The sequence below is a fragment of the Saccharopolyspora pogona genome, assembly GCF_014697215.1.
GTDB lineage: Bacteria > Actinomycetota > Actinomycetes > Mycobacteriales > Pseudonocardiaceae > Saccharopolyspora > Saccharopolyspora hattusasensis.
On sequence record NZ_CP031142.1, the window covers coordinates 2,620,633 to 2,643,604 of the forward strand.

Below are 22,972 nucleotides of genomic sequence, written 5' to 3' on the forward strand. Positions count from 1 at the left end.
GATGTTAGGCGGCGTAGCGAACTTCGGGTTTGCCGAAGTAGGAGCGAACTCGGTCGGGCAGCTTCTGGAGCCGGTGGAGGAAGGAGCGGACCGCTTGTTTCAACTCGGCGCGGGTTTTGGGGGCTGTGCTGGTGGAAACGGTGCGTTTGAGGTCGGCATTGAGTAGCTCGTCGGGGTTGAGTTCGGGGCTGTATCCCGGCAGGAAGTGCATCGCGATCGCCTCAGCGTGCTTGGTGATCCATTGCTGGATAGTCTTGCGGCGGTGGACGGGGTGTCCGTCAACGATCAGGTGGACCTTGCGGTCCAGATGGCGGGTCAGCCGGTCCAGGAACGACAGGAACACCTTGCCGTTGAACGAGCCGGTGTAGACGGTGAAGTACAGCTCGCCTTTGTTCCCGATCGCGCACATCGCGTTCACGCTGAATCGTTTGCCCGTTTTGCCCACCGCCGGTGTCTGGCCCGCCGGTGCCCAGGTGCGGGCTACGGTGGCGTCGGAGCGGATCCCGGTCTGGTCCAGCCACAGGATCAGTGCGCCCTCGCGGCGGGCGCGGGCGGCGATGGCCAGGTAGTCCTCCTCCAGCCATCGGCGTACGGACTCGGGGTCCTGTTCGTAGGCCTTGCGGATCGGTTTCTGCGGCGACAATCCCCAGGAACGCAGGTAGTTGCCGACGGTGCGCAGGTTCAACACGATGCCGTGGCGCACCCGGATCAGCTCGGCCACTGTCTTGCGGGTCCACACCAGGCCGGTCAGCCCGAACGTGGCCGGGGTGTGCTCGGCCACCGCATACCGCAGCTTGCGCTGCCGGCGGGCACTCAACGCTTTCTGCTCGCCGGGCTTGCGACCCCGGCGACGCCCGGTGAGACCCTTCGAGCCACGTTTCCGCCACGCCTGCACCCATCTGGACACCGACTGCGGGGCCACCGCGAACACCCGGGCCGCCTCGACCTGACTCATCCCACCATGAACAGCAGCGACCACCCTGCGCCGCAAATCCTCCTGCGCCTCAGGCGACAACCTCCGCGCGTCCCGCACACCAGCGATCATGCCAGAACAACGAAGATCACACCTATAAGTTCCCGATCAATAAGTGTGCGACTCGGTGCTGACGAATACGCCGATTCGGCCGGTCGCCGGTGTCCCGGCATTTTCGAGCGCCTGCCAGGCGCACTCCATCACGAGTCGGTGTTGTGGGTCGGTGCACTCGGCCTCGGACGGGGTCAGTCCGAAGAAGCCCGCATCGAAGTCCGCGATTCCGGGCACTTCAGTGGCGAACGGCACGTAACCGGGAGCCGAGGACAGTTCGTCCGGGACACCGGCGGCGCGCAGCACTTCCGGGCTGAGCTCCCGGATGCCGTCACGCCCGTTCATCAGCAGTTGCCACAGTTGCTCGACGCTGTCGGCACCGGGAAATCGGCCCGCCATGCCGACGATCGCGATCTCGTTGTGCTGGCCGTAATCGGTTCTCATCGGGTTGCTCTCCGCAGGACAGCGGTCACATGATCGGTGTAGCCGCGCAGGGTGGGGTAGGTGAAGATGTCCAATGGCGTCAGTTCGGTGATACCGAATTTCTCGGTCATTTCGGTGTGGATGGCCAGCACGTCGAACGACGTGCCACCGACGTCGAACAGTGTGTGCTGCGGGGCGATGTCCGGGGTGAGACCGCGGGAGCGCAAAGTGCGCAGCCAGACGGTCTTTATTTCGTCCAGCAGTGTGGCGCCAGTCGGGTCCACATCGGTTTCCGATGCGGGTGTGGTCAGTGCCGCTCGATCGACTTTGCCTTGCGGTGTCACGGGAACACGGTCGATGAGGCGATACGCGGCTGGTACGAGATAGCTGGGCAGGCAGTCGCGGAGGAACTTTCTCAGCTCGGCCGCATCAGGTGGTTCGTGCTCGGTCCTGGCCACGATGTGCGCGACGAGTTGTGCGTCCGTCGCCGTCTGCTGCCTCGTGACCGCGACATCGGCGACTGCGGGGTGTGCTCGGAGTGCGATTTCGACCTCCGCCAGCTCGACGCGGTGGCCGTGTAGTTTCACCTGGCCGTCGCGCCGACCGTGGAACTCGAAGGTGCCGTCGCGGCGCATGCTGCACACATCGCCGGTCCGGTAGAGACGGCCGGTGCCGCATGGATCGGGTGCGAACTTCGCAGCGGTGCCTTCCGGGTCGTTGAGGTAGCCGATGGCAAGGCCGTCACCACCGACGACCAGCTCGCCCGGCTCGCCGACGTCGGCGCGGCTGCCGTCGTGACGTTGCACGTGGCAGTTCGTGCGAGCGATCGGTGTGCCGATCGGAACCTTCTCCGCATCATCGGGTAGGTCATTCACCGGGTAGGCGGTCGTGAATACGGCGTTCTCGGTCGGGCCGTAGCCATTGACCAGCCGTTGCGGTGGGTGGTTGGCCAGCACTGCTCGGGCGGGCTCGGGAGCCATTGCCTCGCCGCCGACGACCAGGGTGTGCAGGCATCCGAACAGGTCGGGTCGCGTAGTGGCGATTTGGTGGAACACCGCGGTTGTGAGGAAGGCGACCGTGATCGACTCGCGGCGCAGCCATCGGTGCAACTCGTAGGGGGAGAACACCATGTGCGGGTCGGCGATGACCAAGCGAGCTCCATTGAGAAGCGCGCCCCAGAGTTCGAAGGTGGATGCGTCGAACGCCAGCGGTGAGTGGTGAAGAACGCGGTCGTGCTGGCCGATCCACACGTAGTTGGTGTCGATCACGAGGCGGCTGATCGCGCGATGCGGCACCGAGACCGCTTTCGGACGGCCGGTGGAGCCAGAAGTGAACATCACATACGCCAGGTCTGCTCCGGTGAGCGGCCTGGTCAGCGTCGGTGGCGATGCTGACTCCTCGTGGTCGACGATCAGCGTTGAAACGTCATCGAGGTCGTGACGGGCACCACTTACCCCGACGACGCACGAGAGATCGGCGTCTTCGCTCATCGTGGCTATTCGTGCCGGTGGGGAGGCGGGATCGAGCGGTACGTATGCGCCACCGGCTTTGAGGATTCCCACGATGGCGATGACGGCGTCGATACCGTGATGTGCGAACAGGCCGACGCGCTGTCCGATGTCGACTCCGCGCGCCACGAGCTGGTGCGCTACGGCGTTGGCCCGCCGGTCCAGTTCACGGTAACTGAGCGCCGCCGTGCCGTCCCGCACGGCACACGCCGCGGGGGCCCGCCGGCTCCACGCATCCAGCAGACTCGGCAAGCTGGCGTCGCGATCGTATCGGTGGGCGTCTTCATCCCCCATGTTAGCTACCTCCATGCAGTGCCAGGGGGAGCTGTGCGGCATCGACCAGGTCGGTGGTCAGCATGTCGAGATGCGCAGCGAGCTCGGTGTCGTCGTAGCAGTGCGAATTCGCGTCGAGATCCAACTCCGGCGCGCAGTTGGAGCGGACGTGGAAGTGAATGGCGATGTCGTCGATGGCTTGCGCGCCGGTCGAGATGTTCTTGGCGACTCCGCGGTAGTCACCGAAACGCAGGTCGTAGTCGAACGGCAGGACGTTCACCACCGGCCCGTACAGCCGACGCGTGCCGCCAAGCAGCCGCAGGTCGCGTCGCAGGTGTTCGCTTCGATACCGGGTGTGCGGGTGCACCGTCCGCAGTTCCCGCGCGACCGAACGCGTGGTATCGAGCAGGTCGTCATCGGGGCGCACAGTCACTCGTAGTGGCACGATGTTGGCGATCATCGCAGGGGTGCGTGCCGCCGGGGACCCCAGCCTTCCCATGAGAGGAGCGCCCAGGACGACCTCGTTCGCCGTGGTTCGGCGGTGTAGATGGCGGGCCACCACGGCAAGCACGAGGGCAGCCCAGCTGACCTCGGCGCGCTGCGCTACCTTCCGCAGCCCAGCAGCGACGTCCGTCGGCAGTCGTTTGTTCTGGCGGAGTATCCGCTTGACCGGGCCCTGGGACCGGTTGCTGAGGCTGTGGGTTGGTGGGAGATCGGCCAGGTGCGTCATCCAGAACTGGCGATCCAGCTCGCGTTGCTCGGACATCTGGTAGGCATGGTCGGCTTCAACCACCTCGCGCAGTTCGCCGAACCATCTGCGATGGTTGATCGAGGTGGTGTACGACTGCGCAACCCGTTGGGCTACCAGGGAAAACCCGTAGCCGTCCAATGCGATGTGGTGACACCGGTGATACCACCGATAATGCGTGGGGCCGAGCTTGAACAGCGCGTGGCCGAAGACGGGGCCTCGGGAGAGATCAACGATCTCAGCGAGGTCGGCCCGCATCCACCGGTGCGCGCAGGCCGAGGGATCAGCGTGGCCAGACAGGTCGATCACGGGAAAAGGCCAGTCAACGGTGGTCCGCAAGTGTTGTTGCACCGCGCGGCCGTGGTCTTCGACGAAACGCGCGTTGAGCGCATCCGCCTCGGCGACGGTCGCTCGTACGGCCATCTCGAACGATGTGACGTCGAGAGGCCCGTTGATCTCGACGTATTCAGCCGCGTTGTACAGCGGACTCGTCGGCGCGAGCCGCTGCGCTAGCCAGACGAGCTCCTGCGCCGCGGACCCGTCGCCGGTGAACGCCGACAGCGCACGCCGGATCGTCGAGGCGTTCGGCGCGCCGATCCCCATCTCAGACAGGGTGTCGTCGACGGCGTCGGCGGCCCATTCGGCGATCGCGGCGAAGGAGCGTGCACCGGAAACCACCGCGCACACCGACACGAACAGGATCGCCGCGAACCGATGCCGTACACCTCGTTTCTTGCGTGGGTCCGGCACCGACTCCAGTACCCCGAGTAACTCACCCCGCGCCTGTGACGCCACCCCGCCCAGCGGGGCCAGTTGACGAGACAACGCAGCAATGGGAGACGATGACACAGCAGGCACGGCAAGGCTCCGAAGATCACGATGGCGTAGGAACCTTCATGATCAACGGTCCCGCCGTGCCTGCTCCAACCCCCCCAACCTTCACCACGCACATCCCAAAACAGCAGGTCAAACCACCCGGCACACGACTTTGCCTCAGCCCTGGCCGACACCTCGGCATCGCCGCGTGCCGTCGACGGCCTTCAGCCCCAGCATCGCCAGCAATTCCTTGCAGTCTTGGGCGTCGACCGCATGATCGGCGACGGTACGTGCGGCTCTGCCACTCTGGATCGCTTCCTGAATCTGCCCACTGGCGCGCGCTTCGGCGAACCGTCCCTGCTCGCCCGTCGCACCGGCGTACCGTGCCAAGGTCATGCGGCCCCTCCTCCGTCCCACCTGCCGCGTACGGCTCAAGGCGAGACATCACGATCGGGATCCATGCGACGTGCATCGCTGGCGAGCAACCCACGTGGCGCAGACCGTCCGCGAGGCACAGGCACCCGCAGAGCGTGGTCATCATCGCAGACCGGCGGCCGCCTCCGCCATAGGCGTCCACGCTGGGATTCTTGATCGTCGGCGCATCGCAGAGCTGTGGTAAAGTCACTAGTGGTCGTAAGTTTCTGGATATGTGTCAGGCATGTTCGCAGGATCTCGTGCGAGCGTGCTGTTGCCTTCGGTGCAACTGGAGGAGCCGCCTTCTGAAGGCCCGGATCGCCACCTGACGTGACTGTCCGTCATCCAGTTTTTCGAAGGAGACATAAATGGCACAGGGAATCGTAAAGTGGTTCAACTCGGAGAAGGGCTTTGACTTCATCGCCCCGAACGACGGTGGTGCGGACGTTTTCGTCCACTACTCGGCGATCGACTCCAGCGGGTTCCGCAGCCTCGACGAGAACCAGGCGGTGGACTACGCGGTCGCCCAGGGCCCGAAGGGCCCGCAGGCCAGCAATGTGCGCCCTCTCTGAGCCCATCCGCTCTTGATGGTTCGACCGATCTGAGCTTCGGCTGAGGCCTAACGCAACGCGGCTCCCCTTCCAAACCAAAAGAAGAGCCGCGCTGCGCGCGATCGCGCACATGGTCATCTGTCCATTGAGGACGAGTAGCTTGACGGGCCGAGTCGGCCCGGAACCGTCGCCGACACCTGAGCCGTCGATTAGAAAGCACCACATCGGCCGCAGGGTCGCAAACGCGAAGGCCGCGAGCACGCTTGAAGGCCGTGACGCGGGCCGGTGAATCTCAGGCGGGGTATTCGTCCGTGGCTGCGGGTTCGGGTATGGAGATGAGGAGCGTGCCGTTGACGACCTCGCTGGCGACCTCGGTGATCCGCCGGTTGTGCGCCCGGGCGTAGCGCCCGCAAGGTGGTGAACGCCTCGTTTATGCCGGTCCGATTTCGTTCGGCGAGGACCGCTTCGCCTGCTCGATGATGATTCGGCTGTTGAGCGCCGTCTGCAGTTGCTCGTTGACCATATCGCCGCGACGGATCGCCCGCTCCCGCAGGATGCTGATGGTGGCGACATCCGCCAGAGCCTGCCTGATGCGCAGCTCCTCGGACCCCCATGCACTCGCCGTTACGCCAGCAGCGCTGCCCACGTCGACGAACTGGCGGTGCTGGCGGCCGAGCACCCTGTCGGGTTCCAAAAGTCGGCCGCGGCCGTGACCTGCACTGATCGACACACCGCGGCGATCCAGGGATGATTGTGCGCCGTGTCGTTGCGCATGCTCTACCTGATCTTCATCCGGCTTGTGGGCTGGCTGGTATTGCTCGGCCGTTCGTCGGCGGCCAAGGATGCGGAGTTGCTGGTCTTACGTCACGAGGTCGCCGTGCTGCGCAGAACGACCCCCAAACCGCGCCTGGACTGGGCGGACCGGGCAGTCCTTTCCGCGCTCATACGTCTGCTGCCCACGCCCCTGCGCGGATACCGGCTTTATCACGCCAGGCACAGTCATGCGCTGGCACCGCCGCTTGGTCGCCAAAAAGTGGACCTACCCGCACCGACCCGGACGTCCACCCATCAACGCGACGCTCTCCGCGCTGATCGAGCGGATGGCCACGGAGAACGAGACCTGGGGATATCAACGAATCCAGGGCGAACTCCTCAAACTCGGCCACCGCGTTGGCGCTTCGACGATCCGCAGGATCCTCAGGCGACGGCAGATACCGCCGGCGCCGCGCCGAAGCACCGACACGACCTGGCGCCAGTTTCTGCGCACCCAGGCCTCGGCCATGCTGACAGTCGATTTCTTCCATGTGGACTGCGCCGCCACACTGAAGCGGATCCACGTGCTGTTCATGTTGGAAGTGCACAACCGCTCCGTGCACATCCTCGGCACGACCACGAACCCGGACGGACCGTGGACCACACAGCAGGCCCGCAATCTTCTGATGGACCTCCGCGACCGGGCCGCTGAGTTCAGGTTCCTCATCCGCGACAGAGCCGGTCAGTTCACGGCGTCGTTCGACACCAGTCCTGGCTGACGCCGGCATCCGGGTCGTAAAGATCCCTCCCGGCTGCCCCCGAGCGAACTGCTTCGCCGAGAGGTTCGTGCTCACCGCTAGAACCGAACTCACCGATCGCATGCTGATCTTCGGTGAACGACACTCGCGAACCGTGCTGGCCCACTACGTTCAGCACTACAACGGTCGGCGACCGCACCGAGGTCACCAACTCCGGCCTCCGCAGGCGGACCACCCCATCCCCAACCTCAACCACGAACGAATCACACGCCGATCAATCCTTGGAGGCCTCACCAACGAATACGAACGCGCAGCATGAAACCCCAGATCAGACCCACTGTCCAAGTTTTGGAACCCGACAGGATGGGACAGCCTTCGAGGATTCGCGCGAGCTCGGCTTGTTCCTGGTCGGCGCGGCCGGCCGCGGGGCGGATGATCCAGCCGGTGACCTGCCGTGGTTTCGGCGTGGTCGTGGCGACGGCGGCCAGCGGCGTGGCGCTGCCGCGCCAGGTCTGGATGAGCCGACGAACCGTTCGTTCGCTGCCACGGTAGCCCCGCGGTCCCGCAGGTCCTGGGTGAGCCGAGCGGCGTTGGTGCAGCCTTCCCGCCAGCGCTGGACCAGGAATCCGGTGTGCGGATCGAGATCACTTCCGCGCCTGGGCACCCGAGTCAGCAGCTCGTCGGCGCTCTCTGCCCGCGCGTAGCGTCGCACCGTCTTCTCGTCCAAGTTGAGCGCCTTGCTGATGGCCGTAGTCCCGACGCCTTTGTCCCACAAAGCATGAGTCTCGGCGTGCCGCTGGCGAGTCAACTCAGCCCGCCGGCCCTCGGCGGGCTCCGAGATCGGCGGCTCAGGCTGGGCGGCGTGACGGCGCTCAGGTGAATCTCCCCAGACCTCGGCGGCGGGCCGATCACGCAGGCACTTGCGGTGGGTACACACGATCTTGTCGATCGGCGCCGGTGAGGTTGTAGAGCAGGGCACTCGTGGGCCGCGGCCGAGGTGCCTGCTGTGCAAGTCCTTTGCCCGCGACCCCCAGCCCGAACCCGATGTGCGGCTTTCACCGCGTCGGGCTCTCCGGTGACTACTACGTGAGCTGCGGCGTTGGCTGTCCAGCGTGGATGGTGTCGTGGCAGGAGCGGCACGCCTTATGAGAGACTCTGGCAGAAGACCCGAGCCAAAGCTCCGGGCTGATGCCGATCTCCTTCAGTTGCACACATCATGGAAGGGGGCATCGCACGGCGGTCAGCGAGACCGGCTCAATAATTCTCGCGGAAAACACGACGTCCGATGATCCTGGACCAGTCTGCCCGCTCGGGGTGTTTGGGCCACTCAGGGCCGCCCAAGTCGACGACCGGGTCTGTCGAGCAGCGGAGAGCGCTTGAGGCGGCACCGAACAGCCTTTTCGCTTTTGCCCTGTGCGCGGCGACTCGGCGTAGGCGCGCGTGGTTGCGCAGTTCGGCTGGACGCCCGCCGTTGTCATGACGGTGATTTCGCGGCACGTGACGCTACGTGGCGGCGCTCAGTTCAGTGACAACTTCGCGAATATCCGCATGGCTGACACAGACTGTCGACAGCACCGCCACGATTCCCGCATAGGCGAGTTGCTCCAGATCCGCCATTTCCAGATCACGATCGTGCGTAAGCCAGTCGAGGGTCATCTCGTCGACCAATCCCATGCACCCTCGGACCGCAATCCGTAACTGGACGGATGAAGTTCCCCGAATGTCGAGTAAATCGAGAAGGAACTCTGAACCGACCCTTCTTGCCTCCTCGAACAGCGCGTCAACTTCGGGATCCTGTCCAGCGGCCCGTATCATGGCGAGCGTCGTGTGGACGTGATCTCGCCGGTACGCGATCTGCCGGTGCAGAACGCCGCGCAGTCGCCCCTCCCTGGTGTCTTCACCATCCCTGGGCGCATGGAGTTCGGCGAGCTCGTCAAGCACCTGCTTGAGTCCGGCGAGATACAGCCCACGCTTGTCTTTGAAATGGTAAAACAGCAGCCCGTGCGCGACCCCTGCTTGTTCGGCGATGTCGCTGATGTAGATCTCGTCATAAGGTCTATGGGAGAACAGGTCCACCGCGGCGGCCACCAGCGCGGCGCGACTTTGCCCGCGGGCAGGGCGAGCCCGCTCTCCAGACGCCATGACCGTCCCCCTCCTGTGCCTCGGACCTAAAGATACTTTCAGTGCAGTGGCGTCCCGCGGACACCCTCGGCACCAGATCAGAGCGCCGACACAACCGGGTTTCGCAACCTCCCGATGTGCTCTATGTCGATTTCGACCTCGTCTCCCGGGCGCAGGTAACGTCCTGAGGCCAGCGCTACACCTGCGGGGGTGCCGGTGAGTATCACATCTCCGGCTTCTAGAGGCACCGATGCGGACACGGTCTCGATCACCTCGGGAACCGTGAACAGCATCTCGCTGGTTCGGCCGTCCTGCCGCAGCTCGCCGTTCACGCGCGTGGTGATCGCGAGATCGAGGGGATGGTCGAACTCCTCCATGGTGACGACAGCCGGCCCGAGGGGTTTGAACGTGGGGAAAGTCTTGCCGCGAGCAACACCGCGGGTGTCGGTGATGACACCATCGGACATCCCAGCCAGCTGCACGTCGCGAGCCGACACGTCATTGACGATGGTCAACCCACCGACGTAGCTCCACGCCCGTGCCGCCGGAATGTTCTTCCCACCCAGCATTGATCACGACCGCAAGTTCACCTTCGTAATCCACCTGGCCCGGTGCCTCGGCCGGCAGGAGGATGGGTGAATTCGGTCCCACGACCATCTCGCCGGATACGGCGATGAACACCGCTGCGGTCGGCATCGGCATTCCGGCTTCCTCGACGTGATCGCGGTAGTTCGCACCGGCGATCACGACCTTTCCAGGCGCAGCCAGTGGTGCCAGCAAACGCACAGAATTAGCCGGAATCCTCTCCCTGACCGGTGCGGTTCGTGCTAGATCCAAGCTATCCCGCAAAAGCGCGCCGACATCGGGGTGATTGCCGGTGGGCCGGGAGAGTTGATCGCTGATGGGATGTCGTGCCCACGGGTTTGTGGTGTGAGCACTGATTCATTAGGTCGCTGAGAGTTCTCCCGCGGGCTGCCGGTGGTGGTGATCGAGGACGGGAGAACGGGTGCTGTTCGTAGGAGATGCCTGGGCGGAGTCGCATCACGACGTCGAGTTGATGGATGCGAAGGCCGGCGGCTGGCGAAGGCCCGGCTGCCCGAAGGTGTGGCGGGCATGGCCCGGCTGCACGCGATGATCGGTGAACAACTCGGCCAGGATGCCGAGGATGTGGAGGTGATGGTCGGCATCGAGACCGACCGGGGCCCGTGGGTTCAGGCGTTGATCGCCGCCGGGTACACGGTGTTCGCGGTCAACCCGTTGTCGGTGGCCCGTTATCGGGAACGCCACGGCGTTTCCGGCGCCAAAAGCGATGCCGCGGATGCGCACACGCTGGCCGATATGGTGCGCACCGACTCCCATCAGTTGCGCCCGGTGGCCGGTGATACCGATCAGGCCGAGGCAGTCAAGGCCGTCGCGCGAGCCCACAAGACGCTGATCTGGGAACGCACCCGCCATACCCAACGACTGCGCCACGCCCTGCGGGAGTACTTTCCCGCGGCGGTGGAGGCGTTCACCGACCTCGACGCCGGCGACACCCTGGAACTGCTGGGCAAAGCACCGGACCCCGCCGCTGCCGCGCGGCTGTCGCTGAGCCAGATCCGGGCGGCGCTGAAACGGGCCCGCCGCCGGGACGTCGACACCAAAGCCGCGGCGATCCCGGCTGTGCTGCGCGCGGACCACCTGGGCCAGCCTCCGGTGGTCACGGCGGCCTACGCGGCCACGACCCGGGCCGCTGTGGCGGTGCTGACCACCCTGCGCGAGCAGGTCAAGGAGTTGGAAAGGCAGGTGGAGGCGCATTTTGGCCGGCACCCGGACGCTGAGATCATCGGGTCCCAGCCCGGTCTGGGACCGATCCTGGGCGCCCGGGTGCTCGCCGAGTTCGGGGACGACCCCGACCGCTATGCCACCGCGAAGTGCCGTAAGAACTACGCCGCGACCAGCCCGATCACTCGTGCCTCCGGGAAGAAGAAGGCCGTGCTGGCCAGGTTCGTGCACAACGACCGGCTCATCGACGCGTTGATGACTCAGGCGTTCGCCGCGCTGAACGCCTCGCCCGGCGCCCGCGCCTACTACGACCAACTCCGAGCACGCGGCGCCGCGCACAACCCTGCCCTGCGCCAGCTCGCCAACCGCCTCGTGGGCATCCTGCACGGCTGCCTCAAAACCCGCACCCTCTACGACGAGGCGACCGCGTGGTCGCACCGGACCGAGAAGACTGCTGCTTGACATTCAAGCTCCTGGGATGTCTTTCACCACATCACGGACCGGAAATAGTGGGTGGACAGCAAAGAACCTCGCGCGAACGGCAGTTGGTCGACCGGCGCGGCCGGGTTCGGCTCCGGGATGCGGCGGACCAGGGAACCGCGATGGACCACCGGGACCGAGAACATCGGCGGATTCAGACTCGACCCGTCCCCTCACGGGCGAAGCTCGGTTCCGCCGTTTCCAGTCGCGGTGCCGCGACGCCCAATCGTCGTGCTTCGGCCAGGGTGTCTCGGCAGACCTCACGCGGCTCCTCGGCGTCGGGGTCGGAGTGCGCCGCAAAATTCACGCGCACCGGCGCGGCATGAGCGGTCAGCCAGGCGAGCGCGGGGGCCGTCAGCCAGGTGGGCGCACGGAACAGCAGCCCGCCGCCCCGGTGACGGCGCAGGTCAAGGCCGCGCGCTTCAAGGAGCGGCAGAAGTTCGCGACCGGCCAGCAGCGCCTCGCGGAAGTCGCCCGTCGACCCTGCCAGTTTGGCCAACGACCCCAGCCGCAGGCCCTGCGAGTGCAGGGCCGCGTCCGACACGAAATGGATCCACAGCCAGCCGCGGAAGTCGGGTTGCTCCCGGAGCCGGAACCCGGCCTCGCGAAACGCCTGGCGCACGGCCCGCTCACGGTCGGTCCGGGGCTGGCCGAGGGTGCCGAAGATGACCAGCGGCAGCAGCGCCCCGCGCAGCACGCCGTCCTCGCCGAAGCCGCCACCGGCTTGGGGAAAGCCCCACGCGACCTGGTCAACAGGAAGTGCACCGATCGCAGCCAGCGGCTCGGACCAGATGTTGCCGAAGACCAGCACCGTGGCTTGGCCGACGCGCGGTGACAGGAAGGCCGCTGCCTCCGCGAGGCGGTAGTGCTGCACGCTGAGCACGATCAGGTCGAAGTCGTGGTCTGGCTCCAGCGCCTCGCGGTAGCGCACCGGCCACTTCTCGACGACGCGCTGCCCCCACACCCGGCGCCGCGTATCGAGCAGATCGAGGTCCACGGCGTCTCCGTACGTCGCCGCGCGGCCCGGGCGGACGTAGAACTCGATGTCATGCCCGGCCCGTTGCAGGGCCCAGCCGTAGACGGTGGCGATCACGCCTCGGCCGAACATCAGGATCTTCATGCTGCACCTCGTGGGGTACGATCGATTTGGAGGTCATCTCCACTTTTCCAAAATATGGAGATCATCTCCATTTGTCAACTGGGGGTAGCGCATGACCGCCGACAAGCCGCTGCGTGCCGACGCCCAACGCAAGCGCGAGGCCCTGCTCACCACAGCTCGGGAGGTCTTCGACGCCGGAGGCTTCTTCGACCTGCGCTTCGATGACTTCGCCCGCTTGGCCGGCGTGGGCACCGGCACGCTGTACCGTCACTTCCCCACCCGGGAGGCGCTGGCCGAGGCGGTCTACCACGGCGAGGTCGCCACGCTGTGCGACCGTGCCCGCCAGTTGCAGGCCACGCTGCCCGCGGCGGAGGCGCTGGCGACCTTCCTGCGTGGCATGGTCGACCACATGGATGCCCACGAGGGCCTCGCCCGGACGCTGGCCACGCTCATGGCCGATCGCTCGGGCGCCCTCGCCGAGGGCAGTCGGGCGCTGGAGCAGGCGGTCACCGACCTGATGGCCGCCGCCGTACAGGAGAGTGCCGTCCGCGACGACGTGGGTGCCGGCGCCGTCATGATGGCACTGCACGGCATCGGTGCGGCCCATGACCGACCCGATTGGCGGGCCGAGGCCGACGGTGTCATCACCCTCGTCCTGGACGGGTTGCGCCGCCCGCACTCAGCTCAGGCGACCACCCGTACGCCGTCGACACGGAGAGATACAAACAGCGTCACGCCACCGATTGCGGGATCAACCTGCTCCAGCTCAACCGCAGCGTCCCCGCCCGCTAAGACAAGGCGCGACACGAGATCGCCTGCCGCGAGTGAAGGATCCGGTTAGTGGTACGGCGGCGAAGATGCAGTCCGGGGTGGTCATCTGGCTGATGCCGGCTACCCCTGTGAAGTTTGAGGATGTGTGCGAGAGCGATGAGGGCGCGGCTCTGCTAGTTCTGACGCTTGTCGAAATCCGACTACGTCGCCGCCGTTGAGGTTGGCGTAACCATGTGTAGCAAGCTGTGGCGCGACAGCTTTGTGTCTGCGACACCCTGTCCGTTGACATAAGCAGCGCGATCGCCGCGAGGCTTCTTAGCGAGGAGTCGGTACGCGACTTTGCGCTAGACGAGTTCGTGGTGATCACAGCTGGCACCGGTCAGGAATGGGCCCGGGACCTTGGACTTGGTCTCCCGGCACATGTTGCTGCTGGCCCAGCACGGCGTCCGCTACATCCAGGTGGCCCGTCGCGGTCCCTCCGAGGCCGACGGTGTGGACGTCACCGCCGATACCCGCCAGCCCGACCAGCTCAACCTGGTGGGCAGCTGGACGCTGGCCGACGAGATGTTCGACGCCGGCACCGTCCCGCAGACCTGCGGAGACCGGATCTGTAGCCGGCACTTCAAGGGATTCGCCCTGGACACGGTGATCAACGCGATCACCCAGGGCCGCCCCTACCGGCACCTGGTCGGCTTCTCCAGCACCGAACACGCCCGTGCCACCCGCGACACCCGGTACAACACCGAGCTGCGCACCGCGGAGTATCCCTTGATCGACTGGGGCTGGGACCGGGAGCGGGCGCTGCGGTTCCTCGAGGACACCTTCGGCGAGACCTGGATCAAGAGCGCCAGCACGTACTGCCTTCTCTCCGCTTTGTGGCCGTGTCTCGTTTGGACTGTGTGTCGACAGAGGAGCGATCGTTCCGTATTGCGGTTGCGTCTGTCTCGAATGTACGTTCGCCGTCGTGAAGATGATCTTGTTCTCGTCTCTCGGGTGGGAGTCGTGGGACGTCGAGAGGAAGCCGGTCACGCCCGACGGTATGCCGGTGCTCATCGACGATGACCTGCTCCTGGAGGATGCGGGCGGGCCCCGGCCGGCCGTGGTGGTTAATCGATTGTTGCGTGAGCTGCCATCGAGTGGCTGTTCGTCACCGTCGTCGTGGCCGACCTACGCGCGGGCCCTGCGGTACTGGACGGAGTTCATCGTCGAGCTCGGGATTGAGTTGTTCGACGGCCGTACGCGGTTGAAGGAGGCGTTGAGTGCGTACGCGGTTCATCGGGCGTGCGGGCCGATCGAGGCACGGTTCGATGCCGCAACGTGGGATCAGCACGTCAGCATTCTTGCGGCGTTCTACAGGTGGGCCACCGCCGAAGGATGTGCGTCGGCCGAGCCGTTCACCTTCCGGCAGGCCAAGGTGGCCTACGGGGACCGTGCGCAGGTCCAGCAGGTCAACATGGCTGTGCGGCGTCGACCGAAGCCGCACGTGACGATCAAGTACTTGGAGTCGGATTTCGAGTCGCTGTTCCTGAAAGCTCTGGCAGGGCTCGATCCTGACGGCCGAGAGGACACTCGTTACCGGGGACGCGAGCTGGCGCGCAATGCGGCGGTGGGGAAGATGGCGGTGTCGACCGGGCTGCGCCGGCAGGAGTTCACCTATCTGCTGGTGCCGGAGATCCCGCCGCTTCCTGCGAGGCCGTCGGTGTTGCCGTTCCCCGTTCCGGCAGGGGTGACGAAGGGCCGGAAGTTCCGCGAAACCTGGATCAACTATCAGGCTCTGCTCGATGTTCACCGTTACCTCGATCTTGCCCGACCGTTGGCTGCAGAGGGCTCGGTATGGCGGCCGTCGCGGCCGTTGATGGTCACCGAGGTTGATTCGGCGGGTGGGCGGGTCGATGGGACGTGGGTGCGCTGGTCGTCGCTGCGCCCGGATGAGCGGTTGCGCTTGGTGGCGCCGGATGGCGGCTCGATGCTGGTGGCGCTGCGGCACGACGGCGGGCCGTTTACCGCGTGGGCAACGGTGTTCGCGCGGGCTTCGGCGCGGATACGGGGCCGGTTCGACCCGAGGTTCCCGATCGTGAATCCGCATCGGCTGCGTCACACGTTCGCGATCCGGACGCTGGAGCGGCTGGTCGGTGGCTACTACGCCCGGGTTGCGCAGATGGTGGAGGACACGGACGCCGATGCCGCACTCGCTCTGTGTCTGTCCAAAGCGGACCCGATGGCGGTGTTGCGTGATCTGCTCGGGCACTCGTCGGTCTTGACCACGGAAATCTACTTGCGGCGCTTGGACATGACCCGCATCTACCGCGACGCCTACGAACGGCCCGGCGGCCGTCGGTCAGTTCAGGAGCAGAATACCGCTGCTGCCCGGGAAGCCGATGAGGAGTTCGATGAGGACCTCGAGTATGAGGAGGTGCGCTGATGCCCGCAACGGTGATCGAGGACGCGCTCGGCATCGCCTTCGTGTCGACAACACGACGCAGCAGCGAGACTGTCGAGATCGGCGAGACCGGTAACCCGGTGCTGGTCCGTGAGATGCTGACCGGGCTGGTCGAGTTGGTGCATCCGCATGGCCGGATCGATGAGATCAAGACGTTCAAGCAGTACGTGACCTCGATCCGGAGATTCGTCGCTGAGCTTTCCGACAGCGGGCATACCGGTGGGGCGGCGAACCTCACCCGGCCGCTGTTGGCGGAGTACTGGATGGCGGCTGGCAATGCCCGGGAGTACAAGACGCGCCGCATCCTCGCGGCGAGGGATGATGAGCTCGGTGTCCTGGCCCCGGATGTTCGCGCGCCGGTGGACGGGCGGCACTTCAATCCGCAGCGCCGGCGCGACAAGCGCCCTACGGTGCCCTACAGCGAGCGTGAATGGCAGCAGTTACAGCAGGTCTGCCGGGAGTCGATCCGCCGGCCCTTCGGTGCTCACCGCGCGGCGCTTGCCGCTGCCGAGCGCGGCCGTGATCCGCGTGAGGGTGGCTTCAGTTTCGAGAATACACCGGCGTCATCCCCGACCCGCGTGAGCAGCAGATCGAACGGCTCAAAGGCCAGGTGGAATCGCTGAAAAAGCGCCTCGCTGCCGAGGAACAGCAGAAGGCCGAACTCACCGCATTCCGCGTCCACGCCGTCTCACAGCTGGCTACCCAACACGAGGAGATCACCCGCCTGCGCGCCGCGCTGGCTGCAGGCGGTGTCGTCCGCAGTCTGCCGACAGGACCCGGCGCGTCGTGACCTGGTGCTCAACGTTGCGCCACCGACAGCAGTACAGAAGTGGAACAGGTTATCGTGCGGGCGATTGGCGAAGGCTGCGTTCCCGAACGACCGGTAAGCGGCATGAGCGGACGTTGAGAAACATGACGACAATTGCCCGTCGACAAACGATGTGTTGGGCAAGGCCCAATGGGCGATCGGGAACATCAACGGTCAGCGGACAAGAATTGAGACATCCATCCTGTTGCACGATGCGGCATTTCATGGCCTGTGCGGGTGGAGTTGGCCCACTGTCGGCGCTGTGACCTGCGGTGGGCCACCTTCGGTGGTAGAACGAGTGCGCGACTTCGTCGGTGAAGGTGGCCCGTTCGGCCTCCCTGTTGCGCGAAACGGAATTTCGTGTCCTCTGTAGCAGGCCGATAGCTTCGGATTCATGGAGTGGAGCTTTCAGACGGCCGAAGAGCTCGTTGCCGCGTTGCGCGCCCGTGCGGTGACATCGGTGGAACTGACCGACGAGGCGATCGCCCGTATCGAGCGCGACGACGAGGTGATCAACGCGATCTGCGTGCCGGACTTCGACCGTGCGCGGGCCGCCGCACACCGTGCCGACCAGGCACGCGCGCGTGGTGAGGACCGGCCGCTGCTCGGCATTCCGGTGACGGTCAAGGAGTCGTACAACATCGCCGGGCTGCCCACGACCTGGGGCATGCCGCCGCACCGGAACTATATGCCGGCTGAGGACGCGGTACAGGTGTCGCGACTCAAGGCCGCGGGCGCGGTGGTGCTCGGCAAGACCAATGTGCCGTTGGGGCTGCAAGATATGCAGAGCTTCAACGAGATCTACGGCACCACCACCAACCCGTGGGATCACGGTCGCACGCCGGGCGGATCCTCCGGCGGGTCGGCGGCGGCCCTGGCGTCCGGGTTCGGCGCGCTGTCCATCGGCTCCGACATCGCCGGCTCGCTGCGCACCCCCGCGCATTTCTGCGGCGTCTACGCGCACAAGCCGACGCTCGGACTGGCGGCTAACCGCGGTATGGTCCCGCCGTCCGAGCCGGCATTGCCGGCCGACCTCGACCTCGCCGTCGTCGGCCCGATGGCGCGCACCGCCCGCGACCTCACGCTCCTGCTCGACGTCATGGCCGGACCGGACCCGCTGACGCTCGGCGTGGCGCACCGTTTGGCACTGCCGCCCGCCCGCCACGAGCGGCTCTGCGATTTCCGGGTCTTGGTCCTCGACGAGCATCCGCTCATTCCGACCGGGTCCGCCGTGCGGGCGGGCGTGAACCGGGTGGCCGCCGCGCTCGTCGACGGCGGCGCCCGCGTCGGACGGCACAGTCCGCTGCTACCCGATCTGACCGAAGCTGCGACGCTCTACATGCAGTTGCTGATTTCGGGCTCCGTTGCGCGTTTTCCCATCGAATCGCACGAGCAGCTGCGGACCCGCGCCGCCGGACTGAGCGCGGACGACCAGAGTCTTGACGCCGTGCGGTTGCGCGCCATGGTGTTCAGCCACCGCGACTGGATCGAGGCGAACAACCGCCGCGAACTCCACCGCCACGGCTGGCGGCAGCTGTTCGCCGAGTTCGACGCCGTGGTGTGCCCGATCACGCCGACGCCCGCGTTCCCGCACGACCACAACCCCAATCCGTTGGAACGGCGCATCGACATCGACGGCGTCGAGTACCCCTACTTCGACCAGCTCGTCTGGGCCGGCCTGGCCACCATGCCCGGCCTGCCCGCCACCGCCATACCCGCGGGCCGGTCCCCCGACAGCCTGCCGGTCGGAGTGCAGCTCATCGGTCCGATGTTCGAGGACCGCACCCCGCTGCGGCTGGCCGAACTGCTCGAGCAGAAGACCGGCGGCTTCCAGGCACCGAAGTAGGGCGCACTGGCCAGCTGGCCGGGATACGGCAGGGACAGGCGTTGTCGAGAACTCCCATCCCTGCCAACGCGCGCTCGTCGGCATGACAGGACGTGGTGTGCCGTCATCCCGGTCGAGATGTGGATGTTGTTCGACCGGCGAGCGAGGCGAACGTCGGCATGCCAAGCGTCACCGCACTGGTTCGACGCTGGAGCGCCGCGTCGATCTGGACAAGCTTGTCCTTAGAGTTCCTAACAAAATAATCACTTCTAGTGCCTGAAGATCCTTAGTGGTCGATCATGGACTTGTGAGGAAGGGTGAGCAGCCGCCGTGGATCGTGCCGGATGAGTTTTGGGAGCGAATTGAGCCATTGTTGCCGCGTTGGGAGAACGCGCTGCCCAAGCTGGGCCGCAAGCGGCTGCCGGACCGGCTGGTCTTGCAGGGCATCCTGTTCGTGCTGCATACCGGGATCCAGTGGGAGTTCCTGCCCCAGGAGCTGGGGTTTGGATCCGGAATGACCTGCTGGCGACGCCTGGCGGAGTGGAACGAGGCCGGGGTGTGGCAGCGGCTGCACGAGGAGCTTTTGGCCGAGCTGAACGCGGCCGGGAAGCTGGACTGGTCTCGGGCGGTGATCGACAGCTCGCATGTGCGGGCGGCGCGACGCGGCCCAAAAGCGGCCCGAGCCCGGTCGACCGTGCCCGGCCGGGCTCCAAGCACCACGTGATCACCGAGGGCGGCGGCATTCCGACGGCATTCAGCCTGACCGGCGGCAACGTCAATGACGTCACCCAACTCCTCCCACTGGTCGAAAAGATCCCGCCCGTGCGAGGAAAGCGCGGGCGCCCCCGCCGCCGACCCGACGCCCTCTACGCCGACCGCGCCTACGACTCCGAAAAACACCGGAACGAGTTGCGCGACAAGGGAATCGACCCGCAGATCGCCGAACGCGGAACCGGGCACGGCTCCGGACTCGGCACGATCAGGTGGGTCATCGAACGAACAATAGCGTGGTACCACGGCATGCGACGCCTGCGTATCCGCTGGGAACGCCGCGACGACATCCACGAAGCCTTCCTCGGACTGGCCACCTGCATCATCTGCTACCGACACATCAAGATCCTTTGTTAGGAACTCTAAGGGTACTGATCAGCAAGGTTTCGAACGGGCGGACACGTAGTTCGATGATCTTGGAATGAGGGAGGGGACTGGAGCCTGGACGGACAGAAGGCCGCGAAGACGAGTACTGACCGCCAGCATGTCGCGATCCCAGGTTCTTCACATGGCCTTATTGATCTTGTGTACCTGGTGCGGCTCTGGCAGCACTGGAATAGATGCCGTGGCCCTTACCCACATGAACGAACTTGCACCGGGTAGGAGCCACGGCCCAGGTCCGAGGTCAGTGCCGGGCGCGTTGGTCCGGAAACCCCTTTCCTCGACGGTCTTCTGTTCCTTCGTCCATGTCTTCGCGCCGCTCGGGCATCAGAGCCGCTGAGACTGAAGGACCCTCCATGCCGCACGGCATCATCCGTCGCGGCTGCCCGATCCCCGATCCGTCGAGCCCGCAAGAGCTCTCTGAAGGACATCCTCCCGGACGATCTCACCGCACAGCTGGTCCGTGCGGCACTGGACCAGATCCCGGCACTGGACCCGCGCGACATCGACGACCTTCTCCTCGGCTGCGGCCAGCCCGGCGGCAAGCACGGCAAGAACATCGCGCGGATCATGGCCGTGCTTCTCGGCCTCGACACGGTCCCTGGTATCACCATCACCCGCTACTGTGCGCCCTCGGTACAGACGACACGGATGGCGTTCCCACGCCATCAAAGCCGGAGAAGGAAACGTCTTCGTCTCCGGCGACGTCGAGACCGTGTCGCGGTTCGACCGTGGCGGCTCGGATTCCCGGCCGAACACGCACAACCCGCTGTTCGCGGGGAGGGAGTTGCGCACGGCCGCCTCGGCGGAACCGAACACCACGACATGGGACGATCCTCGGACCACAGGCGCCTCCCTTACGTCTACATCGCGGTCGCCCGACTGGGGAGGTTTCCGGAGGGTTGCTTCATGTGAGGCATTCTGTCCGACGCTACTCGCCGCTTCGGTCGGTGCCGCGGGTTCAGGTCGGGCGGGAGCTCGTCGACGTGCTTCGCGGGCTGGGCGCGGACCAGCTCGCGAGGAGTTTCAGGTGTTCTTCGTGCGGGGTGCCCGGCTCGGCGGTGTAGAGCGAGAGGTCGTGCAGTGCGTGCTGGGAGGTCGGCAGCTCGATGGACCGGTAGTTCAGTTCGAGGGAGCCGACTTCCGGGTGCTGGAGTCGTTTGATCCCGTCGTGTCGGATGCGGACGTTGTGTGAGGCCCAGAGGGTGCGGAACTCACCGCTGAGGGTGGAGAGTTCGCCGACGAGTTCGCGCAGCGCCTTGTCGTGGGGTTCGCGTCCGGCTTCGGCCCGTAGCAGTGCGACCGTGGCGGCTGCTCCTGCCTCCCAGTCGATGAAGAAGTCCTGGGACGTGGGGTCGAGGAAGTGGTAGCGGGCGAAGTTCGCGCGGCCGTGGGCGGCCGTCGTCTCGCTGGCGAACATCGGCGCGTGGAGTGCTCTGGCCAGAGCGTTCGTCGCGACCACGTCGAGGCGCCCGTTGCGGACGAACGCCGCCGACATCGTGATGGAGTCGAGCATCCACTGAACGGGCGGCGCGAGATCGACCTCTCTGCGGCGGATCGCCTTGCGATGCGAGGTTCGTGCGGTCCGTGCCAGGTCGAACAGGTAGGTACGTTCTTCGTCGTCGAGGCGGAGTGCGTAAGCGACCGCGTCGAGCACCTCTTCGGAGACGCCGCCGATGTGTCCCTTCTCCAGCCGCGTGTACCACTCGGTGCTCACCCCGGCCAGGACGGCGACCTCCTCACGCCGAAGCCCCGGCACCCGGCGCCGGTTGCCGGTGGGAAGGCCGACCTGCTCCGGGGACAGCTTGGCGCGCCGACTGGCCAGAAAGTCCCGGATGTCCGCGCGGTTCTCCATGCCATCCACGGTACGCAGCGGTAGCCGCGTTAAGGGGGTTGAGGTTGTACCCCCATAAACGCGACCTTCTCCGCGGCGGTGCCGGGCGGTGGAGTTGATGGCGTCGAAAGCATCAACACGATCCGAGGTTCACCATGCACGACGAAGCCATCTCGGCTTCCGATCAGGGCCGCTCCGTCCGCCTTCCTTTCGTCATCTACGTCCTGGCGCTGGGCGTGTTCCTGATGGGCACGACCGAGTTCGTGGTCGCGGGCCTGCTGCCGGACATCGCCGACGACGTGCAGGTGAGCGTCGCCCAGGCCGGGTTGCTGATCACCGTCTTCGCGATCGGCATGATCATCGGAGCACCGCTGACGGCTCTGGCAACGCTGCGGATGCCGCAACGCCTGACGCTCATGCTCGCCCTGGGTGTATTCGCTCTCGTGCATGTGATCGTCGCCCTCGGCTCCAGCTTCGCGGTACTGCTCGCCGCACGATTCCTCACCGCGCTGGCCACCGGCGCGTTCTGGGCCGTTGCCGCGGTGGTCGCCACACGCCTGGCCGGGCCAGGGGCGAGCTACCGCGCGGTGGGCATCGTCAACGCCGGAGGCATGCTGGCCACTGTCCTGGGCGTGCCGCTCGGCGCGTTCGCCGGACAGCTCATCGGCTGGCGCGGAACCTTCTGGGCACTCGCGGTCCTCGCGGTCGCCGCGGTAGCGCTGATCGCCCGCAACGTTCCCCACAACGGCGCCGGCCACCAGTCGGTGTCCATCCGATCGGAGCTCACCGCGCTGCGCTCAGGACGACTGTGGTTGGCGCTGGCGGCGTGCGCTACCACGACCGGCGGCGTCCTGGCGGCCTACTCCTACATCTCCCCGCTGCTGACCGACCAGACCGGCATCCCCTCCAGCCTGGTACCACTGGTCCTGGCCGGCTTCGGCCTCGGCTCACTCGTGGGCTCGGTCCTCGGCGGCAGGCTCGGCGACACCCATCCGCATATGACGACGATCGTCGCTCCTGTGGCGACTACCGTGATCCTGCTGGCGATCTGCTTTGTCTCCAGCGCCTCACTCCCCACGACCATTCTCATCGCCCTGCTCGGGCTCTTCGGTCTCGGCGCGAACCCGGTGCTGATCGCGCTGGCGGTCCGCTACTCCGACCACGCCCCGACACTGGGGTCGTCGCTGAGCGTCGCAGCGTTCAACTTCGGCACCGCCGTGGCCTCGTGGATCGGCGGTATCGCCCTCGAATCCAGCCTCGGCGCCACAGGGCCCGTCGTCGTCGGAACTGTCATCGCTGCCCTGACCCTGATCCCGGTGATCACACTCGCCATCACCCAGCATCAGCGCATCACGAACGCGGCACTTGTCGTTTCTTGATCCTCCTGCCGAGCCGTTCTGTCTCGGCAAG

General features: G+C 66.0%; 20 protein-coding genes and 4 pseudogenes. 13 read left to right on the forward strand and 11 right to left on the reverse strand.

Annotation, left to right across the window (positions count from 1 at the left end):
* Positions 1-4 precede the first annotated feature (4 nt).
* From DL519_RS12070 to DL519_RS12090, 5 genes are all read right to left on the reverse strand, one after another.
* On the reverse strand, positions 5-1,045 hold the full coding sequence (locus DL519_RS12070; protein ID WP_190813440.1) for an IS630 family transposase: 1,041 nt from the start codon (positions 1,043-1,045) through the stop codon (positions 5-7).
* Between the two features lie 36 nt (positions 1,046-1,081).
* Positions 1,082-1,468, reverse strand: coding sequence for a beta-ketoacyl synthase N-terminal-like domain-containing protein (locus DL519_RS12075; RefSeq protein WP_190814747.1), 387 nt, complete (start codon positions 1,466-1,468; stop codon positions 1,082-1,084).
* Complete coding sequence (locus tag DL519_RS12080; RefSeq protein WP_190814749.1) at positions 1,465-3,207, reverse strand: non-ribosomal peptide synthetase; 1,743 nt, start codon at positions 3,205-3,207, stop codon at positions 1,465-1,467. Before DL519_RS12080 ends, DL519_RS12075 begins: the two co-directional genes overlap by 4 nt.
* A gap of 43 nt (positions 3,208-3,250) precedes the next feature.
* Entirely contained in the window at positions 3,251-4,834 is a 1,584-nt protein-coding gene (locus DL519_RS12085; RefSeq protein WP_190814751.1) for a condensation domain-containing protein, read from the reverse strand.
* A gap of 135 nt (positions 4,835-4,969) precedes the next feature.
* Positions 4,970-5,188, reverse strand: a complete 219-nt coding sequence (locus DL519_RS12090) for a hypothetical protein (RefSeq protein ID WP_190814753.1) — start codon at positions 5,186-5,188, stop codon at positions 4,970-4,972.
* Positions 5,189-5,574: 386 nt separating this feature from the next.
* On the opposite strand from DL519_RS12090, the gene DL519_RS12095 reads away from it, so the two are divergent.
* A complete protein-coding gene (locus tag DL519_RS12095) occupies positions 5,575-5,778 on the forward strand; it encodes a cold-shock protein (RefSeq protein ID WP_190814755.1) in 204 nt (67 codons plus the stop codon).
* A 409-nt stretch (positions 5,779-6,187) separates the two neighbouring features.
* Here DL519_RS12095 and DL519_RS12100 read toward each other — a convergent pair whose 3' ends face one another.
* Entirely contained in the window at positions 6,188-6,436 is a 249-nt protein-coding gene (locus tag DL519_RS12100; RefSeq protein WP_190814757.1) for a hypothetical protein, read from the reverse strand.
* 322 nt (positions 6,437-6,758) lie between these two features.
* Here DL519_RS12100 and DL519_RS46260 point away from each other — a divergent pair, with 322 nt between their 5' ends.
* The gene (locus DL519_RS46260; protein ID WP_223838827.1) at positions 6,759-7,289 is read left to right on the forward strand and encodes an IS3 family transposase; all 531 of its coding nucleotides are present in this window, start codon (positions 6,759-6,761) and stop codon (positions 7,287-7,289) included.
* 22 nt (positions 7,290-7,311) lie between these two features.
* On the forward strand, positions 7,312-7,587 hold the full coding sequence (locus DL519_RS46265) for a transposase (RefSeq protein WP_263399802.1): 276 nt from the start codon (positions 7,312-7,314) through the stop codon (positions 7,585-7,587).
* A 1,184-nt stretch (positions 7,588-8,771) separates the two neighbouring features.
* Here the strand turns inward: DL519_RS46265 and DL519_RS12115 are convergent.
* The 3 genes from DL519_RS12115 to DL519_RS48595 form a co-directional block, all read right to left on the reverse strand.
* Complete coding sequence (locus tag DL519_RS12115) at positions 8,772-9,410, reverse strand: TetR/AcrR family transcriptional regulator (RefSeq protein WP_190814759.1); 639 nt, start codon at positions 9,408-9,410, stop codon at positions 8,772-8,774.
* 77 nt (positions 9,411-9,487) lie between these two features.
* Entirely contained in the window at positions 9,488-9,904 is a 417-nt protein-coding gene (locus DL519_RS48590) for a fumarylacetoacetate hydrolase family protein (protein WP_263399627.1), read from the reverse strand.
* Entirely contained in the window at positions 9,888-10,136 is a 249-nt protein-coding gene (locus tag DL519_RS48595) for a fumarylacetoacetate hydrolase family protein (RefSeq protein ID WP_263399628.1), read from the reverse strand. The genes DL519_RS48590 and DL519_RS48595 overlap by 17 nt, the downstream gene beginning before the upstream one ends.
* A 259-nt stretch (positions 10,137-10,395) precedes the next feature.
* On the opposite strand from DL519_RS48595, the pseudogene DL519_RS12125 reads away from it, so the two are divergent.
* Positions 10,396-11,615, forward strand: a pseudogene (locus tag DL519_RS12125) (IS110 family transposase).
* A 172-nt stretch (positions 11,616-11,787) separates the two neighbouring features.
* On the opposite strand, the gene DL519_RS12130 reads toward DL519_RS12125, so the two are convergent.
* Positions 11,788-12,753 (reverse strand): ketopantoate reductase family protein, encoded by a 966-nt coding sequence (locus tag DL519_RS12130; protein WP_190814761.1) that lies wholly within the window; start codon positions 12,751-12,753, stop codon positions 11,788-11,790.
* A 91-nt stretch (positions 12,754-12,844) separates the two neighbouring features.
* On the opposite strand from DL519_RS12130, the pseudogene DL519_RS12135 reads away from it, so the two are divergent.
* The 8 genes and pseudogenes from DL519_RS12135 to DL519_RS12170 all read left to right on the forward strand — a co-directional run.
* A pseudogene (locus tag DL519_RS12135) lies at positions 12,845-13,408 on the forward strand (TetR/AcrR family transcriptional regulator); the annotation flags it as partial.
* A 500-nt stretch (positions 13,409-13,908) separates the two neighbouring features.
* The gene (locus DL519_RS12140; RefSeq protein ID WP_190814763.1) at positions 13,909-14,565 is read left to right on the forward strand and encodes a hypothetical protein; all 657 of its coding nucleotides are present in this window, start codon (positions 13,909-13,911) and stop codon (positions 14,563-14,565) included.
* Positions 14,468-15,925 carry a site-specific integrase gene (locus DL519_RS12145; protein ID WP_223838829.1) on the forward strand — a complete coding sequence of 486 codons (1,458 nt, stop codon included), beginning with the start codon at positions 14,468-14,470 and terminating at the stop codon, positions 15,923-15,925. The genes DL519_RS12140 and DL519_RS12145 overlap by 98 nt, the downstream gene beginning before the upstream one ends.
* Positions 15,925-16,566 carry a hypothetical protein gene (locus DL519_RS12150; protein WP_223838831.1) on the forward strand — a complete coding sequence of 214 codons (642 nt, stop codon included), beginning with the start codon at positions 15,925-15,927 and terminating at the stop codon, positions 16,564-16,566. Before DL519_RS12145 ends, DL519_RS12150 begins: the two co-directional genes overlap by 1 nt.
* Complete coding sequence (locus DL519_RS12155; RefSeq protein WP_190814767.1) at positions 16,554-16,733, forward strand: hypothetical protein; 180 nt, start codon at positions 16,554-16,556, stop codon at positions 16,731-16,733. The genes DL519_RS12150 and DL519_RS12155 overlap by 13 nt, the downstream gene beginning before the upstream one ends.
* Before the next feature lie 412 nt (positions 16,734-17,145).
* On the forward strand, positions 17,146-18,597 hold the full coding sequence (locus DL519_RS12160) for an amidase (protein WP_190814769.1): 1,452 nt from the start codon (positions 17,146-17,148) through the stop codon (positions 18,595-18,597).
* A 316-nt stretch (positions 18,598-18,913) separates the two neighbouring features.
* Positions 18,914-19,704: pseudogene (locus DL519_RS12165) on the forward strand (IS5 family transposase).
* Positions 19,705-20,070: 366 nt separating this feature from the next.
* A pseudogene (locus DL519_RS12170) lies at positions 20,071-20,610 on the forward strand (thiolase family protein); the annotation flags it as partial.
* Between the two features lie 79 nt (positions 20,611-20,689).
* Here DL519_RS12170 and DL519_RS12175 read toward each other — a convergent pair.
* Positions 20,690-21,583: a helix-turn-helix transcriptional regulator gene (locus DL519_RS12175; RefSeq protein ID WP_190814773.1), complete on the reverse strand. Its 894-nt coding sequence runs from the start codon at positions 21,581-21,583 to the stop codon at positions 20,690-20,692.
* A gap of 134 nt (positions 21,584-21,717) precedes the next feature.
* Between DL519_RS12175 and DL519_RS12180 the strand changes: the two genes are divergently transcribed.
* The gene (locus DL519_RS12180; protein ID WP_190814775.1) at positions 21,718-22,941 is read left to right on the forward strand and encodes an MFS transporter; all 1,224 of its coding nucleotides are present in this window, start codon (positions 21,718-21,720) and stop codon (positions 22,939-22,941) included.
* The last annotated feature ends 31 nt before the right edge of the window (positions 22,942-22,972 follow it).

Excerpts from the sequence above, each read along its gene's own strand:
- DL519_RS12070 (WP_190813440.1), bottom strand. The coding sequence starts at position 1,045 with ATGATCGCTGGTGTGCGGGACGCGCGGAGGTTGTCGCCTGAGGCGCAG.
- DL519_RS12075 (WP_190814747.1), bottom strand. The coding sequence starts at position 1,468 with ATGAGAACCGATTACGGCCAGCACAACGAGATCGCGATCGTCGGCATG.
- DL519_RS12090 (WP_190814753.1), bottom strand. The coding sequence starts at position 5,188 with ATGACCTTGGCACGGTACGCCGGTGCGACGGGCGAGCAGGGACGGTTC.
- DL519_RS12095 (WP_190814755.1), top strand. The coding sequence starts at position 5,575 with ATGGCACAGGGAATCGTAAAGTGGTTCAACTCGGAGAAGGGCTTTGAC.
- DL519_RS46260 (WP_223838827.1), top strand. The coding sequence starts at position 6,759 with ATGCGCTGGCACCGCCGCTTGGTCGCCAAAAAGTGGACCTACCCGCAC.
- DL519_RS12115 (WP_190814759.1), bottom strand. The coding sequence starts at position 9,410 with ATGGCGTCTGGAGAGCGGGCTCGCCCTGCCCGCGGGCAAAGTCGCGCC.
- DL519_RS12130 (WP_190814761.1), bottom strand. The coding sequence starts at position 12,753 with ATGAAGATCCTGATGTTCGGCCGAGGCGTGATCGCCACCGTCTACGGC.
- DL519_RS12150 (WP_223838831.1), top strand. The coding sequence starts at position 15,925 with ATGCCCGCAACGGTGATCGAGGACGCGCTCGGCATCGCCTTCGTGTCG.
- DL519_RS12160 (WP_190814769.1), top strand. The coding sequence starts at position 17,146 with ATGGAGTGGAGCTTTCAGACGGCCGAAGAGCTCGTTGCCGCGTTGCGC.
- DL519_RS12175 (WP_190814773.1), bottom strand. The coding sequence starts at position 21,583 with ATGGAGAACCGCGCGGACATCCGGGACTTTCTGGCCAGTCGGCGCGCC.
- DL519_RS12180 (WP_190814775.1), top strand. The coding sequence starts at position 21,718 with ATGCACGACGAAGCCATCTCGGCTTCCGATCAGGGCCGCTCCGTCCGC.